The 17,710-nt window shown below is 53.6% G+C and carries 17 protein-coding genes and 2 rRNA genes; 11 read left to right on the forward strand and 8 right to left on the reverse strand.

All coding sequences use genetic code 11. The features are described 5' to 3' along the window. From L350_RS0122045 to L350_RS22035, 4 genes are all read left to right on the forward strand, one after another. Window positions 1–77 (forward strand): 23S ribosomal RNA (locus tag L350_RS0122045); the annotation flags it as partial. A 69-nt stretch (window positions 78–146) separates the two neighbouring features. Continuing rightward, window positions 147–262 (forward strand): 5S ribosomal RNA (rrf, locus tag L350_RS22040). Window positions 263–391: 129 nt separating this feature from the next. Next, window positions 392–844: a DUF4385 domain-containing protein gene (locus L350_RS0122050; protein WP_032622345.1), complete on the forward strand. Its 453-nt coding sequence runs from the start codon at window positions 392–394 to the stop codon at window positions 842–844. Between the two features lie 151 nt (window positions 845–995). Beyond that, window positions 996–2,303, forward strand: a complete 1,308-nt coding sequence (locus L350_RS22035) for an MFS transporter (protein WP_032623738.1) — start codon at window positions 996–998, stop codon at window positions 2,301–2,303. Here the strand turns inward: L350_RS22035 and L350_RS22030 are convergent. The 5 genes from L350_RS22030 to trxC form a co-directional block, all read right to left on the reverse strand. Next, entirely contained in the window at window positions 2,300–2,623 is a 324-nt protein-coding gene (locus L350_RS22030; protein WP_032623739.1) for a YfiM family lipoprotein, read from the reverse strand. The two genes, L350_RS22035 and L350_RS22030, sit on opposite strands and share 4 nt — an antisense overlap. A 46-nt stretch (window positions 2,624–2,669) precedes the next feature. After that, window positions 2,670–4,025, reverse strand: coding sequence for a CDP-diacylglycerol--serine O-phosphatidyltransferase (pssA, locus tag L350_RS22025; protein WP_032623741.1), 1,356 nt, complete (start codon window positions 4,023–4,025; stop codon window positions 2,670–2,672). A gap of 109 nt (window positions 4,026–4,134) precedes the next feature. Continuing rightward, on the reverse strand, window positions 4,135–6,798 hold the full coding sequence (locus tag L350_RS22020; RefSeq protein WP_032623742.1) for a bifunctional acetate--CoA ligase family protein/GNAT family N-acetyltransferase: 2,664 nt from the start codon (window positions 6,796–6,798) through the stop codon (window positions 4,135–4,137). Between the two features lie 35 nt (window positions 6,799–6,833). Further along, complete coding sequence (gene tapT / locus L350_RS22015; protein ID WP_032623743.1) at window positions 6,834–7,532, reverse strand: tRNA-uridine aminocarboxypropyltransferase; 699 nt, start codon at window positions 7,530–7,532, stop codon at window positions 6,834–6,836. A 70-nt stretch (window positions 7,533–7,602) separates the two neighbouring features. Beyond that, window positions 7,603–8,022 carry a thioredoxin TrxC gene (gene trxC, locus L350_RS22010; protein ID WP_003860733.1) on the reverse strand — a complete coding sequence of 140 codons (420 nt, stop codon included), beginning with the start codon at window positions 8,020–8,022 and terminating at the stop codon, window positions 7,603–7,605. A gap of 204 nt (window positions 8,023–8,226) precedes the next feature. Here trxC and L350_RS22005 point away from each other — a divergent pair, with 204 nt between their 5' ends. Then, the gene (locus tag L350_RS22005) at window positions 8,227–9,312 is read left to right on the forward strand and encodes a tRNA/rRNA methyltransferase (protein WP_023300740.1); all 1,086 of its coding nucleotides are present in this window, start codon (window positions 8,227–8,229) and stop codon (window positions 9,310–9,312) included. Window positions 9,313–9,352: 40 nt separating this feature from the next. On the opposite strand, the gene ung is transcribed toward L350_RS22005, so the two are convergent. Then, window positions 9,353–10,042, reverse strand: coding sequence for a uracil-DNA glycosylase (ung, locus tag L350_RS22000; protein ID WP_003860729.1), 690 nt, complete (start codon window positions 10,040–10,042; stop codon window positions 9,353–9,355). 314 nt (window positions 10,043–10,356) lie between these two features. Between ung and grcA the strand changes: the two genes are divergently transcribed. After that, window positions 10,357–10,740 (forward strand): autonomous glycyl radical cofactor GrcA, encoded by a 384-nt coding sequence (gene grcA, locus L350_RS21995; RefSeq protein ID WP_032623745.1) that lies wholly within the window; start codon window positions 10,357–10,359, stop codon window positions 10,738–10,740. 52 nt (window positions 10,741–10,792) lie between these two features. On the opposite strand, the gene srmB is transcribed toward grcA, so the two are convergent. Continuing rightward, window positions 10,793–12,121: an ATP-dependent RNA helicase SrmB gene (gene srmB / locus L350_RS21990; protein ID WP_022649047.1), complete on the reverse strand. Its 1,329-nt coding sequence runs from the start codon at window positions 12,119–12,121 to the stop codon at window positions 10,793–10,795. Between the two features lie 132 nt (window positions 12,122–12,253). On the opposite strand from srmB, the gene trmN reads away from it, so the two are divergent. Further along, the gene (gene trmN / locus L350_RS21985; protein WP_023306727.1) at window positions 12,254–12,991 is read left to right on the forward strand and encodes a tRNA(1)(Val) (adenine(37)-N(6))-methyltransferase TrmN; all 738 of its coding nucleotides are present in this window, start codon (window positions 12,254–12,256) and stop codon (window positions 12,989–12,991) included. On the opposite strand, the gene nadB is transcribed toward trmN, so the two are convergent. Then, window positions 12,976–14,595: an L-aspartate oxidase gene (gene nadB, locus L350_RS21980; RefSeq protein WP_032623749.1), complete on the reverse strand. Its 1,620-nt coding sequence runs from the start codon at window positions 14,593–14,595 to the stop codon at window positions 12,976–12,978. The genes trmN and nadB overlap by 16 nt on opposite strands. Before the next feature lie 425 nt (window positions 14,596–15,020). Between nadB and rpoE the strand changes: the two genes are divergently transcribed. From rpoE to rseC, 4 genes are read left to right on the forward strand one after another with little or no spacing between them, the layout of a single operon-like run. Then, window positions 15,021–15,596 carry an RNA polymerase sigma factor RpoE gene (gene rpoE / locus L350_RS21975; RefSeq protein WP_006176728.1) on the forward strand — a complete coding sequence of 192 codons (576 nt, stop codon included), beginning with the start codon at window positions 15,021–15,023 and terminating at the stop codon, window positions 15,594–15,596. Window positions 15,597–15,627: 31 nt separating this feature from the next. Next, window positions 15,628–16,278, forward strand: coding sequence for an anti-sigma-E factor RseA (gene rseA / locus L350_RS21970; RefSeq protein ID WP_022649044.1), 651 nt, complete (start codon window positions 15,628–15,630; stop codon window positions 16,276–16,278). After that, window positions 16,278–17,231: a sigma-E factor regulatory protein RseB gene (gene rseB, locus L350_RS21965; protein WP_022649043.1), complete on the forward strand. Its 954-nt coding sequence runs from the start codon at window positions 16,278–16,280 to the stop codon at window positions 17,229–17,231. The genes rseA and rseB overlap by 1 nt, the downstream gene beginning before the upstream one ends. Beyond that, the gene (gene rseC / locus L350_RS21960; protein WP_022649042.1) at window positions 17,228–17,704 is read left to right on the forward strand and encodes a SoxR-reducing system protein RseC; all 477 of its coding nucleotides are present in this window, start codon (window positions 17,228–17,230) and stop codon (window positions 17,702–17,704) included. Before rseB ends, rseC begins: the two co-directional genes overlap by 4 nt. Window positions 17,705–17,710 lie beyond the last annotated feature (6 nt).

The raw sequence follows: 17,710 nt of genomic DNA on the forward strand, positions 1-17,710 counted from the left end.
GACGTTGATAGGTCGGGTGTGTAAGCGCAGCGATGCGTTGAGCTAACCGATACTAATGAACCGTGAGGCTTAACCTTACAACGCCGAAGCTGTTTCGGCGAAGAGACAGACACGATTTTCAGCCTGATACAGATTAACAGAATTTGCCTGGCGGCTTTAGCGCGGTGGTCCCACCTGACCCCATGCCGAACTCAGAAGTGAAACGCCGTAGCGCCGATGGTAGTGTGGGGTCTCCCCATGTGAGAGTAGGGAACTGCCAGGCATCAAACAGAAAGAACCCCGTACCGGAAGGTGCGGGGTTTTTTGCTTTGTGCGCGGAAAAACATGCCGGATGGCGGCTTCCCCTTATCCGGCCTACAATTGTTAAAACGATTTTAACAATGGTGCCGCTTTGACTCGTCCTTTTGATTACCAACAAGATTTTGCAAATATAAATTTTCGCGAACATCCCGAACGGTATCAGGTTGGCCGGGGTGAGCAGGGCGTATTGATGGTCGAGCCTTATAAAAGCGAAATCCTTCCACACTGGCGTTTTAAAAATTCTGAAGTCGCAGCGCGTTCGGCACAAGAGATATACGCTCTCTTTGAAGAGTACCGCAGTAAAAACGATTTTGTAGGTATGGATATGGCGCGTAAATTCATACAAATGGGCTATACCCGCGCCCGGCGATACGCGAATCATAAGGGCGGTAAAAAGTATGATGCGGAACGACAAGTCAAACCCCTCGATCACGATCCAGTAAAAGCAGAAGCAGCCGCAGTCTTCAAAAAGTGGTGGGATAAAATTCGTGCAGACGAAGATTACTTGCAGCGAAAAAAGGCCCACCAGCAGTCCTGGGGATAATTACTGCGTCCGCTAATAATTAGATAGCTGATCGAGTTCACAAAACGCAATGAAACATATTGGAAACATTTTATTTACCTAACGATTCGTTTTAAATCCGGTTTTACTGTTTGTGGGCAAAGGCCCGCAATGTGAGACAGGGGATATTAAAATGACAGAAACCGTAGCCAGTGCAGATACGGATAACACCAATTTGGCAGGTAAGGATACTCGCCGTCGGGTTTGGGCAATCGTTGGGGCCTCATCAGGAAACCTTGTAGAGTGGTTTGACTTTTACGTCTATTCATTTTGTTCACTCTACTTTGCGCATATCTTTTTCCCGTCAGGGAACACCACAACTCAGCTTTTGCAAACCGCGGGCGTTTTTGCCGCCGGGTTCCTGATGCGCCCTATCGGTGGATGGCTATTCGGCAGGATCGCAGACAGAAAAGGGCGCAAGACCTCCATGCTCATCTCCGTATGCATGATGTGCGTCGGCTCGCTGGTGATTGCCTGCCTGCCCGGATATGACACTATCGGAACATGGGCACCCGCATTGTTGCTGCTGGCACGTCTGTTCCAGGGGCTGTCAGTCGGTGGCGAATACGGCACCAGTGCGACATACATGAGCGAAGTGGCGGTTGAAGGCCGAAAAGGTTTCTATGCATCATTTCAGTATGTGACCCTCATCGGCGGACAGCTGCTGGCGTTACTGGTTGTGGTGATCCTGCAACAAATCCTTAGCGATGAAGATTTGCGCGCCTGGGGCTGGCGCATCCCGTTTGCTATGGGCGCTGCCCTGGCGGTTGTCGCCCTATGGCTACGCCGTCAGCTTGATGAAACCTCTCAACAGGAGGTCAGGGCGCTGAAAGAGGCGGGCTCGATGAAGGGACTCTGGCGAAACCGCAAAGCATTTTTGATGGTGTTAGGTTTTACCGCCGCGGGCTCGCTAAGTTTCTATACCTTCACCACCTACATGCAAAAATATCTGGTTAACACCACGGGCATGCATGCAAACGTTGCGAGTGTCGTCATGACGGTGGCGTTACTCGTCTTTATGCTCATCCAGCCGATTGTCGGCGCGCTGTCGGACAAAATTGGTCGCCGTACCTCCATGCTGATCTTTGGCGGCATGCTCACCCTGGGTACCGTTCCGCTTTTGACGGCGCTACAGCATACAACCTCTCCGTATGCCGCTTTCGCTTTAATCATGGTGGCGCTCATTATTATCAGTTTTTACACGGCAATCAGTGGCATTTTGAAAGCGGAAATGTTTCCCGCACAGGTGAGGGCGCTGGGCGTAGGCCTGTCTTATGCGGTCGCGAATGCCCTGTTCGGCGGTTCGGCGGAGTATGTCGCGCTATCGCTTAAGTCGTGGGGCAGTGAAACGACCTTCTTCTGGTATGTCACCGTAATGGGAGCGCTGGCGTTTATTGTCTCGCTGATGCTGCATCGCAAAGGAAAAGGTATCCGCCTTTAATAATGCGCCATCTGCCAGACGGCGTAGCCGGTTGTTGCCCCGGCTACGTCCCAGGCAAAATCTTTCCAGCTCCAGCCACTTCCCGAGGGGCGGCTATCCCAAAGTTCTTTTGATGCCCCCAGGCTGATGGAGAACATCAGGCCTATTGTGGCACTTCGATCCCTGCTATAACCCTGGTGCAGCGCATACTCATTACCCGCAGCGGACATCATTGCCGACGCCAGAAAGTGCTGAGCTTTATCCTGACCCGACCAGTTATCATTAGCCATATGGCTGCAACCTGACAGCAAAAGAGGGATTATCAGGCAAGGCGTACGCATTAACAGGCTCCATAAAAAAAGCCCCGTCGATGACAGGGCTCGTGTATTACAGAATGCGGCTGATGAGGCGATCGATACGGATCCGACGTAGACGGCGAATCAGCTTGCGAACTTTCACCGGGTAATCAGCGATGCTTTGCAGATCGCGATAATGACGAACCAGTGTGGTATGCGTGCGTATAAGCTCCAGCTCACGATCGCGTTTCGCGGCTAACGCATGCTGAGGATCGTGAATAAGAATGGCGTTTTCCAAATCCAGACGCCAGGCGCGTGGGTTCAGGTTATTACCGGTAAGCAGCATCCACTCGTCATCAACCCACATTCCTTTGAGATGATAACTGTTATCTTCATCTTTCCAGAGGCGCACGACGAGCTGGTCCGTGTTCACATAGTACTGTAAACGGCTCAGAAAGCGGCGCAGGTTAATCTCATAGAGATAAGGCAGTGCGCCGATGATCTTGAAAGGCTGATCTTCCGGAATGAAAAAGTCGTTTGCCGTTTTATCCCCGACAATGATTTCCACCTTTTTACCATCACGCAGCAACTGAATGATATTACGCACCAGAACGGCGGGAAGGTTGAAGTACGGGGTGCAGATGGTGAGCTTATGCTCCGCGCACGGCATCAAATGGAAGATAGTCTTGTTCAGGAGGCTGGATTTACCCAGGCCTACCAGAGGCGTAACGGACAGTTCTTCATTATTGGCATCACCCTGGAAACGATAAACCGCATCGCGCAGCTCCTGGCGGAAGGAGCGAACGTCGTTTTTGATTTCCGGGCTTTTCGGGCGATGAGGATCGTCAAGACGATGCACACCCCGGCCATGAACCAGGTTTTTATCAACCCAGTTGAACATGATGTCGGTCATCTGCGGATTGCGGATAAGATGGTAGCGATCGTAACGGTATTTATCGAGCTGATGGAGATACACATCATTCAGACTGGCGCCGCTATAAAGGACGCTGTCATCAATGATAAATCCTTTAAAATGAAGAACGCCAAGCGCTTCACGGGTATTCACCGGTACGCCATATACCGGGATATCAATACCCGGATTTTCCTGGGCCATGCGGCAATACCAGTCAGCATTGGTATTCGAGGCAGCCGCACCAATACGGCCACGCTGAGCACGGTGCCAGTCAACCAGCACGCGAACATCCAGTTCCGGACGCTGACGTTTCGCTTCATAGAGCGCGTTCAGGATCGCACGCCCACCTTCATCTTGTTCAAGATAGAGCGCCACAATGCAAATACGTCGCGTAGCGCTGGCAATCTTTTCAAGAAGCGTCTCCCGGAAATGAGCGGGAGCATAAAAGAACTCTACATCATCAACTGACTGAGAAATCTTCGGTAGTTGAGCAAGGTGTTGTTGATGTTTATTACGCTTAAATTTTGACAACATCACAGTGCGTTTCTTCTCTGTTCATTGAAGGGTTGTCTGTACCAGGCAAACAACATAAGCGGACAATGATACCCCAGTGCCGGGAAAAGTGGGTAACATTTCCAGCAGCTTACTCTTGTTTATCCGTCGAAGTCAGGCTGAGGGACAAAGAGACAATGCCTTCATCCAGCTGGATATCAACGTCAAAACCGAGCTTCCGCGCCAGGGTCACCATACCCCGATTATTTGGCATAGTAATGCCATTGAGCCGTGACAATCCGTGATCGCGCGTATAACCAATGAGTTTTTCGAGCAGCCGTCTGCCCAAACCCAAACCTTTAAGATCGGAACGCACCAGTACGGCAAACTCCGCATCCACGTTATCCGGGTCGGAAATGGCACGCGTCACGCCGAGGATCTCTTCTCCCTCTGCGGAACGGCGGACCGCCACAATCGCCATTTCTCGATCGTAGTCGATCTGGGTCATATTGGCTAAATCGTCGTGGGTAAATTCATTAATTTCGCTGAAATAGCGATAGTACAAATCTTCTTTCGTCACCTGCGAGATGAACGTTCGCAGCAGCGGCTCGTCTTCCGGCAGGATAGGGCGAAACAGTGCCCGCTCTCCATTTTTCATCTCCACCCACTCTTCCAGATGGAGAGGATAAGGACGAATGGCGAGACGGCTTTCCCGGTCACCGACAAATGGCGCAATTTCCAGCGTCACGTCGAGGGCAGTGAATTCATTTCCGGAAGCGAGGAGCGGGTGGATGTCCAGGCGCTGGATCTCCGCACAGTCAACAATGAGGTTGGAGACCTTCACCAGAAACTGGCTTAACCCGGCGATATCAAGCGGCCTCAGAGCGCTTCTGCCGCGGATTTTTTTACTTTTGATGGCCTGAATAACCAAATAACGCGCCAGGTTCATGTTTAGAGGTGGAAGCGCGACAGCCGCTTGTTCTTTTGGCCGCCATTCAACGCCGCCTTCACCCAGCATAATGAGTGGACCAAAAACCGGATCGTGTTCGACGACCACGCGCAGCTCCTGCGCACCTGCTCGGTTAGCCATGCTCTGCACCAGCAGGCCGTGGATCCGGGCCTGTGGCCACGTCATTTTAACGCGATCGATAATGGCATCCGCGGCCTGTTGTACTTCTGTCGCGGTGCGCAGATACAGCATGACGCCCTGAACATCCGATTTGTGCGGAATATCGGGGGAGCGCAGCTTCAGCGCGACCGGATAGCCAATCTGCTCAGCGATATGTACCGCCTCAGCGCTGTCACCGGCAATCCAGGTCGGCAGTGTTTGCATCCCATAGCTGCCAAGAATGGGTTGCACTTCATGCGTATCAAGCGAAGTGGCGCCCTCTTCGATGGCCTGTTGCAATAAACTGTGTACGTCCACCGAATTTGCTGTGAGGTTGCCCGGTAGGGCAGGCGTTTCACGCAGCTGCTTCTGGTTGCGGCGGTACTCAACCATATGCATAAACGCGGTTATGGTGCCCTCTGGCGTACGGTAGGTTGGCAACCCGGCTTCACTAAACAGACGTCGCGCTTCCTGCGAGGAGAACTCGCCGCACCAGTTGGTCAGCAGGGTGACGTATTTGCCGCGCGGATGGTTTCGGACAGCCTCAATCAGCGTTCGTGCACTTTCGCTGCCTGGCGCAACCGCGCTGGGCGAATGGATAATCATCAGCGCATCAAAGTCCTGGCTATCCAGCAAAATCGTGATCGCCTTAATGTAACGATCGCTGCTGGCATCATCGCGCAAATCGAGGGGATTATCGGGAACAACGCTTCCCGGTAACGCGTCCCGCAGGCGCTGGAGCGTCTCTTCACTCAGCGTGGCCAGCTTGCCGTTGCGTAGCCAGAGCTCGTCCAGCGCCAGGGCGGCGGGAGCGGCTCCGTTGCTGACAATCATCAGCTTTTCACCGCGCAGGGGACGCATGTGGCTCAACGTTTCGACGGCGGAAAAAAGCTCGTGCGTATCCTGTACCCGCAGTAAACCGGCGCGCTGGATCGCTGCATCCCATGCGGGATCCATCCCGGAATGGGATTGCAGCAGGCGCTGAGCCGCGGGGCTGCGTCCGCTTTTGATGACCAGAATCGGTTTATTACGCGATGCGCTACGCGACGCCGACACAAAACGACGGGCGTCACTCAGGTGTTCAAGGTAGAGCAGGATAGCGCTGGTTTTGCTGTCACGCGCCAGGAAATCCAGCAGCTCATCGACGTCAATGTCCAGGCTGTCGCCGAGGGCGATGAAATAGGAAAAGCCCATCTCACGCTGCTGCGCCCAGTCGAGGATGGTATTGGATACCGCTGCCGACTGTGAAATAAAGGCCAGTTTGCCTTTACGGATCGGAACCGGGGAAAAACTGGCATTCAGCCCTTGCCAGGGCGCAAGCAGACCGAGGCTATTTGGACCAAGAATGCGCATCTGGTAGCGGCTGGCGCAGGCCAGCAGTTCGGGCTGCTGTTCAGGAGGCGAGGAAAGAATAATGCAGGTTTTACAGCCTTTCTGACCGAGCGACTCAAGCAATTCGAGGTTTCGTTTCGCATGCGTACAGAGCACGGCGAGGTCGGGAACAAACGGTAAACTTTGCACGTCCGGCCATGCCAGCACCCCCTGTACCGCTTTATAAGCGGGCGTAACGGGCATGACCGGGCCGTTAAACCCGCCAGCCAGCAGGTTACGCATCATCAGATACCCTGCGCGGTCCGGTTTCATCGAGGCGCCAATAACGGCAATGGATTTCGGACGGAGTAGCGCTTCTAACCCTCTCTGGCTCATGCAGGCCTCCTGTGAATGCAAGCGACCTGATGATTTTAAACGCTTTCTGTCTCTGTTGCTGTGACGCTACCCTTATGAACGGTTTTTCCTGCCAGATAACGTTCGCGGAAGCAGGAGAAGTGGGAGCTTAATGCGCTGGCCGCCTGGGTATCGCCCGCCAGATCCAGTAGCGCAATGGCGACTTCAGCGGTGCAATATTGACCCTCGGCATGCGCTTCTCGTAAGCGATAGGCAGAAACACGCGACAGATCGACGGAAATCACCGGCAGCGCATCAAGATAAGGGCTTTTGCGAAACATCTTTCTTGCTTCGGTCCAGGTGCCGTCGAGCATAATAAACAGCGGCGGCTTACCGGATGATGGCGCCGTAAGCACCTGGCGTTGTTCGCCTGCATATGATGCCGGGAAAACGACCATGGGCTGATAGTCCGGGTTTGCCACCAGGTCAAGCAGAGCCTGAGGTGGCTCAGTGCGCGACCACTGAAACGCTGCGGTATTGGGCAGAATATCGGCGATCAAACGCCCCGTGTTGCTGGGCTTCATCGGTTCGGTATCGAACATGACCAGACAAAAACGGCTTTTAGCCTCGCTCGGTGCAAGCGTTTCGCACAGACACACTTTCAGCGGTAAAAGGCAGCGCTGGCAGCGGCGAATACGATTGCCTCGGGCCAGAAAAGGGCGGGTTGCGCGCGCAAGGCGCTCGGCGCGTAATTGAAGTACAGCGTTATCAGTCATGGGCGAAAAGGCAGGAAAAAACCCATTTTCGCAGAGGAGAGAACGGGGCACAAGATGTGCCCCGTGAATGTTACAGGGATTCGTTTAACCAGCTGTCGAAAGGTGCCTTCGGTACTGCACCATTGAGCATGTCGATCACTTCCCCATTTTTGAAAATCATAATGGTTGGAATGCTGCGAATGCGAAAACGGGCGCTGAGTTCACGTTCCGCTTCGGTATTCACTTTAACAAAACGCATTTTCCCGCTGCGCTCTTCAGCCACGTCTTCGAAGATGGGCGCAAAATTACGGCAGGGGCCGCACCACGGTGCCCAGAAATCGACCACAACCGGCAGATCGTCCTTGAGGAGTTTGTCCAGCGTAGCACCCGTCGCGTTAATGACATCGCCATCAAATAATTCGTGGCCACAACGCCCGCATTTCGCACCGTCATCCATCCGATCGTCCGGAATGCGGTTTAAAGCCTGACAGTTGGCACATACGGTATTCATAACTAACCTCTGATAGAGCCGTGGAACAACGGCAGAACGCCGATAATGTTTCTGATATGTTACATATTATCAGTGAGCCTGTATAAATCGACAACGCGTTTTATTCAATGGGAACAATAGTCACAGGCTTTTGTACGAAATTATGGCTATGAGCTTGCACATCGGGTAATCTGCGCGCTTCGCGCAGCGCTGGTGGAGAAAAGCATGAACGACGAAATGAAAAACAAAAGCGGCAAGGTCAAAGTGATGTATGTCCGCAGTGATGATGACTCTGATAAACGCACCCAAAATCCGCGTACCGGAAAAGGTGGCGGGCGTCCGGCGTCTTCTCGTGCAGACGGTGGCCGTCGCCCCGCCCGCGATGACAGAAATAACCGCGGCGATGACCGCAAACGTGATGACCGTAAGCGTGACGATCGCAAACGCGATGATTTTGTCCGCGACGGTGGATCGCCATGGCGTACCGTTTCTCGCGCGCCCGGTGAAGAGGCGACCGAAAAAGCCGATCACGGCGGTATCAGCGGAAAAAGCTTTATCGATCCGGAAGTGCTGCGTCGTCAGCGTGCGGAAGAAACCCGTGTATATGGCGAGAACGCCTGTCAGGCCCTGTTCCAGAGCCGCCCGGAGTGTATCGTTCGCGCATGGTTTATCCAGAGCGTGACCCCGCGCTTTAAAGAAGCGCTGCGCTGGATGGCGGCGAACCGTAAAGCCTACCACGTGGTTGACGATGCCGAGCTGACAAAAGCGTCCGGGACTGAACACCACGGCGGCGTCTGCTTCCTGATCAAAAAACGTAACGGCACCACCGTGCAGCAGTGGGTCAGCCAGGCGGATGCCGATGACTGTGTGCTGGCGCTGGAAGATGTGGGTAACCCGCATAACCTGGGCGCTATGATGCGTAGCTGCGCGCACTTTGGCGTTAAAGGCGTTCTGTTGCAGGATGCCGCGCTGCTGGAATCCGGTGCGGCAATCCGTACCGCGGAAGGCGGTGCTGAGCATGTTCAGCCGATCACCGGCGACAGCGTGCTGGAGGCCCTTGAGCAATTCCGTAACGCGGGCTACACCATTGTCACCACCTCAAGCCGTGCCGCTACGCCGCTGTTTAAAGCGACGTTGCCGCGCAAAATGGTGCTGGTGTTAGGTCAGGAGCGTGATGGTCTGTCTGATGCGGCACTCTCCAGCGCTGACATGAGCGTTTCTATCGACGGCACTGGCAACGTTGAAAGCCTGAACGTATCCGTTGCGACCGGCGTGCTGCTGGCCGAATGGTGGCGTCAGAACAAAGCATAAGCCTTTTATGTGCCGGGCCTGACCCGGCACATTCAAAACCCTACTCACTCTCTGCCGGTAACACAGGCATCCAGTCAATCGGCTTTTCGCCACGCTTTTCCAGCCACTCATTCGTCAGAACAAAATGGTTACTGCCAAAGAAACCGCGATGCGCAGACAGCGGCGACGGGTGCGGTGCCTTCAGTACGTGATGACGCTGACGATCGATAATCGCCCCTTTCTTTTGGGCATGTGAACCCCAGAGTAAAAACACGACGCCTTCACGATGCTCATTGATTAGGCTGATAACCTTATCGGTAAAGGTTTCCCATCCCAGACTGGCGTGGGAGTGTGCCTGACCCGCCCGGACGGTTAATACGGTATTCAGCAACAGCACGCCCTGGCGCGCCCAGCTTTCCAGATAACCGTGATTAGGGCGGGTGAAACCCGGAATCGTTCCTTCCAGCTCTTTATACATATTCAGCAGAGAAGGGGGAATGGCCACGCCCGGACGCACGGAAAATGCCAGTCCGTGAGCCTGCCCGGGACCATGGTACGGATCCTGCCCCAGTATAACCACCTTCACGTCGCTCAGTTCGGTGTAGCGAAAGGCGTTAAATACATCTTTCTGCGGTGGATAAATTGTCTGGCCGGCCTGCCGTTCAGCCGCAACGGTACTGAGGGTATTAATAAAATAGGGCTGCTGCTTCTCTTCTGCCAGCACGTCATGCCAGGTTAAAGGTGTTGTCATCTCGCTCTCCTGGGAATTTCATTCTCTGCCTAGCTTACCTGCTAATGCCTGGTGAGCAAAATTACCCGCGGAAAAGCGGCTAAGTGTCTCAATTTATGTTGAAAACCAGGCAGGGTAAGTTGAATTGGTAAATCATTAAAATTGATCTAAAACAAAAAATTCAGACCACACTCTTTATGTGGTTAGTGATTTTGTTGATTTAAATCAATAAATCACCCGGGTCTGAATGTTATATATACACACAACAAACAATGGTTTTACCAATTGGCCGCAAAAGGCCAGCATCAGTTAATGTAGCCTAAGGGAGGCAACACATGATTACAGGTATCCAGATTACTAAAGCTGCAAATGACGATCTGCTGAACTCTTTCTGGCTGCTGGACAGCGAGAAAAACAAAGCGCGCTGTGTAGTAGCGAAAGCAGGTTTTGCGGAAGACGAAATCGTTCCGGTGAGCAAACTGGGCGAAATTGAATACCGTGAAATTCCAATGCAAGTGCAACCAGAAGTGCGCGTGGAAGGTGGTCAGCACCTGAACGTTAACGTCCTGCGTCGTGAAACGCTGATGGATGCTGTTGAGAACCCAGAAAAATACCCGCAGCTGACCATCCGTGTGTCTGGCTATGCGGTGCGTTTCAACTCTCTGACTCCGGAACAGCAGCGCGACGTTATCGCCCGTACCTTTACTGAAAGCCTGTAAGGTTTCAGCTTCGGGGGTGGAATAAAAAAGCCGGGAATGTCCCGGCTTTTTTTTACTCTTCAGTTTTTGTCTCTGGCGCAGCAGAACTTGGCTTACGGCGCTTACCAATATTTTTGGTATCGCGGTGGCGCTGCTTCACGCGCGGCTTCTCTTTTTCTTTCTCTTTTCTCTCAGCACGTTTCGCGAGCGCTTTCTTGGACGGTTTACCCGTCATTTTTTCACTCGGCGCACGTGTCGTCGGACGAAGTTCGTCAATCACACGAGCTTTTAGCGGCTCATCAACGTAGCGGCCAATTTTTTGGAGCAGCAGATGGTCGTGCGCTTCTACCAGAGAAATAGCAATCCCTTTGCGGCCCGCACGGCCGGTACGACCAATACGGTGCAGGTAAGTATCACCGCTGCGCGGCATATCAAAGTTGATCACATGGCTCACGTCCGGGATGTCGATCCCGCGCGCGGCAACGTCGGTTGCAACCAGCACATTCACGCGACCATCGGTCAGGCGCTTAATCCCTTCGGTACGCTTAACCTGTGCCATTTCACCTTCGAGATAGCAGTTGTTGATGCCAGCGTTGCGCAGCATTTCTGCCAGCTCATGCACGCGCTCGCGTTTACGTACGAAGACGATGGTACGGGTTGCTTCTTCCTGCTTCAGCAGATGTTTCAGCAACTCAACCTTATGCTCAAGGTTATCTGCGCGGTAGTACCACTGGTGGATCTTCTTACGCTCACGCGTCGATGGCGTAGCGGACACTTCCACCGGATCTTCCAGCAGACGTTCGGCGAAATCTTTAATGGCATCCCCTTCAAGGGTTGCCGAGAACAGCATTGTCTGGTTACGCCAGCGCGTTTCACCCGCGATGTGTTCGATATCCTGGGCAAAGCCCATGTCCAGCATGCGGTCAGCTTCATCGAGAATCAGCGTTTCCACCGCCCGGCAGTCGAAGTTCTCTTCTTTTATGTATTGCAGCAGACGGCCTGTCGTCGCGACAACGATATCCTGGTTTTCGCTGAACACTTCGGCGTGGTTCATATACGCTACGCCGCCGGTGATGGTCGCGATATCCAGATGGGTGTTCGCCGCCAGCTCACGCGCGTGTTCGGCAACCTGCATCGCCAGTTCACGGGTCGGGGTCAGGATCAAAATGCGCGGCGGCCCTGATTTTTTACGCGGAAAATCGAGCAAATGCTGCAACACAGGCAGCAAGTAGGCTGCTGTCTTCCCCGTGCCGGTTGGCGCAGAACCGAGCACATCGCGGCCCTCAAGCGCAGGCGGAATGGCCGCGGCCTGAATGGCGGTCGGGCGTGTAAAGCCTTTACTCTCAAGAGCATTGAGCAGGCTTTCATCGAGTTCAAGTTCGGAAAAAGTCGTTACAGTCATGTTCTACCTCTGTGTGGGGCGCTGATTATAGACGTTACGGCTGTAATCTTCATCTGTTTGTATGGATATCGCTTTTCGACCACTTCGCTTTCCCCTATGCTACTCCAGTTTCACACAGAAGGTTGCCCTGACATGTCTCAACTCAAAGCGCAGTTGCGCCGCGATGGTTTTACGTTTAAACAATTTTTTGTGGCGCACGATCGTTGCGCAATGAAAGTCGGTACAGACGGTATTTTACTGGGTGCATGGGCCCCTGTCGCAGGTGTAAAACGCATTCTGGATATTGGTACGGGCAGCGGACTTCAGGCGCTGATGCTGGCGCAGCGTACCGAAGAACACGTCACGATCGACGCCGTTGAGCTTGATCCTCAGGCGGCCCAGCAGGCAAGCGAAAACGCTGCCGATTCTCCGTGGGCAGAACGGATCAGGGTGGAATGTGCCGATGTCCTGACCTGGGCACCGGAGCAGACTGCGCGTTACGATTTGATCGTCAGCAATCCGCCGTATTTCACACCAGGTGTGGAGTGTGGAACGCCGGAACGCGAGCAGGCACGTTACACCGGCTCGCTCGATCACAAGGCGCTACTGACCAGCGCGGCGGAACTCATCTCGGAAGAGGGATTTTTCTGCGTGGTCTTGCCCGAAAGCACGGGTAACACCTTCATTGAGATCGCTCGGGATATCGGCTGGAGTTTGCGTCTTCGTACCGATATTTCGGATACGGAAGGTCGCTTACCGCACCGTGTGTTGCTGGCGCTCTCGCCGAAAGAGGGGGAGTGCTTTACCGACAGGATGGTTATTCGCGGGCCAGACCAGCGTTATTCCGAAGATTACACTGCCCTGACCCAGGCCTTTTATCTGTTTATGTGAACCTGCGGCGTCAACACCGACGGGCCGGACGTTTCCAGCGGGACGGGATAGTCCAGCGTATAATGCAGGCCACGACTCTCTTTGCGCATCATCGCACAGCGTACAATCAGCTCGGCAACCTGCACAAGGTTGCGCAGCTCCAGCAGATTATTGGAAACGCGGAAGTTGGCGTAATATTCATCAATTTCCTGCTGCAACATCATGATGCGGCGTAACGCGCGTTCCAGACGCTTCGTTGTGCGTACAATCCCGACATAATCCCACATGAGAAGCCGCAGCTCGTGCCAGTTATGCTGGATAACAACCAGTTCGTCCGGGTTCTCTACCCGACTTTCATCCCATGCTGGCAGGTGCGTTGTTGGACGTGCATAGGGCATGCGTTTGGTTATATCTTCCGCAGCCGACCACCCATACACAAGACACTCCAGCAATGAGTTTGATGCCATGCGATTCGCACCATGCAGGCCGGTGTAACTGACCTCGCCGATCGCATACAAACCATCCACGTCGGTACGACCATGATCGTCAACCATCACCCCGCCACAGGTATAGTGGGCGGCAGGCACAATCGGCACCGGATCGCGGGTTAAATCGATACCCAGACTCCGCAGCTTTTCATAAATCATCGGGAAGTGCTGGCGAATAAAGTCTGCCGGTTTATGGCTAATGTCCAGATACATACAGTCCACGCCAAGCCGCTTCATCTCGTGGTCAATGGCGCGGGCCACGATATCCCGCGGGGCAAGTTCACCTCGGGGATCGAAGTCCGGCATAAACCTGGAACCGTCCGGTCGCTTGAGATACGCGCCTTCGCCGCGCAACGCTTCAGTTAACAGGAAGTTACGTGCCTGCGGGTGGAACAGGGCGGTAGGATGGAACTGATTAAACTCCATATTCGCTACGCGGCAGCCTGCGCGCCAGGCCATGGCGATACCGTCTCCGGAGGCGATATCCGGGTTAGTCGTGTACTGGTAAACCTTGGAGGCGCCGCCGGTCGCCAGCACAACGGCTTTAGCCTGGCAGGTTTCCACCTTCTCTTTATTCCGATTCCACACCCATGCGCCGACAACACGGCGCGTGCCGGGCAGGCCAATTTTATCGGAAATAATCAGGTCGACGGCGTTACTGCGCTCCAGCACCCGAATATTGGGATGGCTGAGGGCTTTACTGACCAATGTGGTTTCAACCGCTTTTCCTGTTGCATCAGCAGTGTGCAGAATACGGCGATGGCTGTGCCCGCCTTCACGGGTCAGATGATAGCTCTCTTCACCATTAGGCTGAACCTGCGTATCAAACAGCACGCCTTGGTCGATAAGCCATTGCACGCAGTGGCGGGCATTGCTGGCGACAAACTCTGCGGCATGCTCATCCACGATCCCGGCACCGGCAATCAGAGTGTCTTCTACGTGTGAGGCAATGCTGTCCGTTTCATCAAACACGGCGGCAATACCGCCTTGTGCATAGAAGGTGGAACCTTCGCTCATCGGCCCTTTACTCAGCACGATTACGTTCTGATATTCCGCCAGGCGCAGCGCGAGGGAAAGGCCAGCAGCACCGCTGCCGATAATCAGTACATCACAATGCAGTTCAGGCGTTGTATTCATGATGTTTGTTTAATTTACTAAACATGGTCTGGGCAGAATAGCATTGTGATGCGAGTTATCGCACGTTTTTTTTGAAGCGTGTTGCAATGACTAAACGGATGGCCGGAAGTTAAATCATCGCTAAATGACTGGAATTATTTTGCGAAGCAGATCGTTAGCTTCAGATTTTGTGGTGAAATAAAGCCTGTGTTGCGTTACTCTTCTGACGATAAAGTTAATGATTCTTGTCAGAAAGCGGGTGCGTATCGTGAACAGACTTATAATGAGAGAAAATGAACGGTCTGCGGCGCGATGAACAAAAACAAAGGCGTTACGGAACTTATTGAAGAACAGACGCTCTAATTCGGTGCTTGCTCAAAGTGCAATGTTGTTAGAGTGGCGTTTCGATAACGCGTGGAATTTGGTTTGGGGAGACATTACCTCGGATGAGCGAGCAGTTAACGGACCAGGTCCTGGTTGAACGGGTCCAGAAGGGAGATCAGAAAGCTTTTAACCTACTGGTGGTGCGCTACCAGCATAAGGTAGCGAGTCTGGTTTCCCGCTATGTACCGTCAGGCGATGTTCCTGATGTGGTACAAGAGTCTTTTATTAAGGCCTATCGCGCGCTGGATTCATTCCGGGGGGATAGTGCTTTTTATACCTGGCTGTATCGTATTGCAGTCAATACGGCTAAGAATTATTTGGTTGCTCAGGGGCGTCGTCCGCCTTCAAGTGATGTTGACGCTATCGATGCAGAAAACTTCGAAAGTGGCGGCGCGCTGAAAGAAATTTCGAACCCTGAGAACTTAATGTTGTCAGAAGAACTGAGACAAATCGTTTTTCGCACGATCGAGTCGCTCCCGGAAGATTTACGCATGGCAATTACGTTACGGGAGCTGGATGGCCTAAGCTATGAAGAGATAGCCGCCATCATGGATTGTCCGGTCGGCACGGTTCGTTCACGAATTTTCCGTGCGCGAGAAGCCATTGATAATAAAGTTCAACCGCTTATCAGGCGTTGACGATAGCGGGATACTGGAAAAGGTATTAGGCATGCAGAAAGAAAAACTTTCCGCTTTAATGGATGGTGAAATGCTGGATAGTGAGCTGCTCGATGAGTTGTCTCATTCTCCCGAAATGCAACAGACCTGGGAAAACTATCATCTTATCCGCGACACTCTGCGGGGTGATACCAGCGATGTTCTCCATTTCGATATCTCAGCACGCGTTATGGCGGCCATTGAGAACGAACCTGTTCATCAGACCACGCCGCTTATTCCTGAAGCGCAGCCTGCACCTCACCAATGGCAGAAAATGCCGTTCTGGCACAAGGTGCGTCCATGGGCCAGCCAGCTCACCCAGATGGGAGTCGCTGCGTGTGTATCGCTTGCAGTTATCGTTGGGGTCCAGCACTATAATACCCAGTCTGAAGCCAGTCAGCAGCCTGAAGCACCAGTGTTCAATACGCTGCCGATGATGGGTAAAGCCAGTCCGGTTAGCCTGGGCGTACCGGCAGATGCCTCCGCAAGCGGCGGACAGCAACAGCAGGTACAGGAGCAGCGTCGTCGCATTAATGCGATGTTGCAGGATTACGAGTTGCAGCGTCGTCTGCACTCCGAGCAGCTTCAGTTTGAGCAGGCCCAAACCCAGCAGGCTGCTGTGCAGGTGCCAGGAAACCAAACTTTAGGAACGCAATCGCAGTAATGAAGCAACTTTGGTTCGCCATGTCTTTGATGGCGGGTAGCCTGTTCTTCTCTGCTAACGCCTCGGCTGATGTTTCATCCGGGGCGTTGTTGCAGCAAATGAATCTGGCCAGCCAGTCACTCAATTACGAGTTGGCATTTATTAGCATCAATAAGCAGGGTGTCGAATCGTTACGCTATCGCCACGCCCGCCTTGATAATCAGCCGCTCGCCCAGCTTTTACAGATGGATGGCCCGCGTCGGGAAGTGGTCCAGCGTGGGAACGAAATCAGTTATTTCGAGCCAGGCCTTGAGCCGTTTACGCTCAATGGTGACTACATCGTTGATTCCCTGCCATCGCTCATTTACACCGATTTTAAACGTCTCGCCCCCTACTATGATTTTATCTCGGTGGGGCGAACGCGTATTGCCGACAGGTTGTGCGAAGTGATCCGCGTAGTCGCGCGGGATGGGACACGTTACAGCTATATCGTCTGGATTGACGCAGAGACGAAGCTGCCGATGCGCGTTGATCTGCTCGATCGCGACGGTGAAACGCTGGAGCAGTTCCGCGTGATCTCCTTCGACGTGAACGGTCAGGTTGGCAACAGTATGCAGAATCTGGCCAAAGCCAGCCTACCGCCTTTGCTTTCCGTACCTGCCGGCGATTCTGTCAATTTCAACTGGGTACCTTCCTGGATCCCGCAAGGATTCAGCGAAGTATCCAGCAGCCGTCGCCAGCTGCCGACTATCGAAACACCGGTTGAATCGCGCCTCTATTCCGATGGGCTATTTAGCTTCTCGGTGAATATCAATCGCGCTACGGCGAACAGTTCCGAACAGATGCTCCGTACCGGTCGCCGGACGGTTAGCACGACGGTACGCGATAATGCGGAAATTACCATTGTTGGTGAATTACCGCCGCCAACAGCAAAACGTATTTCAGACAGCATTAAATTCAGGGCTGCGCAATGATTAAAGAGTGGGCGACGGTCGTATCCTGGCAGGATGGCGTAGCGCTTGTCAGCTGTGACGTTAAAGCATCATGCAGCAGCTGCGCTTCGCGAGCCGGTTGCGGCAGCCGCGTATTGAATAAGCTGGGGCCGCAAACGTCGCACACTATTGCTGTGTCGAGCGATCAGCCGCTGGTGGCAGGGCAAAAAGTGGAGCTCGGCATCGCTGAAGGCAGCCTGCTCACTTCCGCCATACTGGTTTACCTTTCTCCGCTCGCCGGACTTTTCGTGATGGGCGGGGTTTTCCAGATGCTGTTCGGCACAGATTTGGCCGCCATGTGCGGTGCCGCCTTGGGCGGTGTGGGCGGGTTCTGGCTTGCTAAAGGCGTTTCCCCAAGGCTTACCGCCCGGGAAGCCTGGCAGCCCGTCATTCTCAGCGTTGCACTGGCACCCGACCAACTTCGTGTTGAGACGCTCTCTTCTGAGGCCCGGTGATCTGCC

It is taken from the genome of Enterobacter sp. MGH 4 (assembly GCF_000534735.1).
GTDB lineage: Bacteria > Pseudomonadota > Gammaproteobacteria > Enterobacterales > Enterobacteriaceae > Enterobacter > Enterobacter intestinihominis.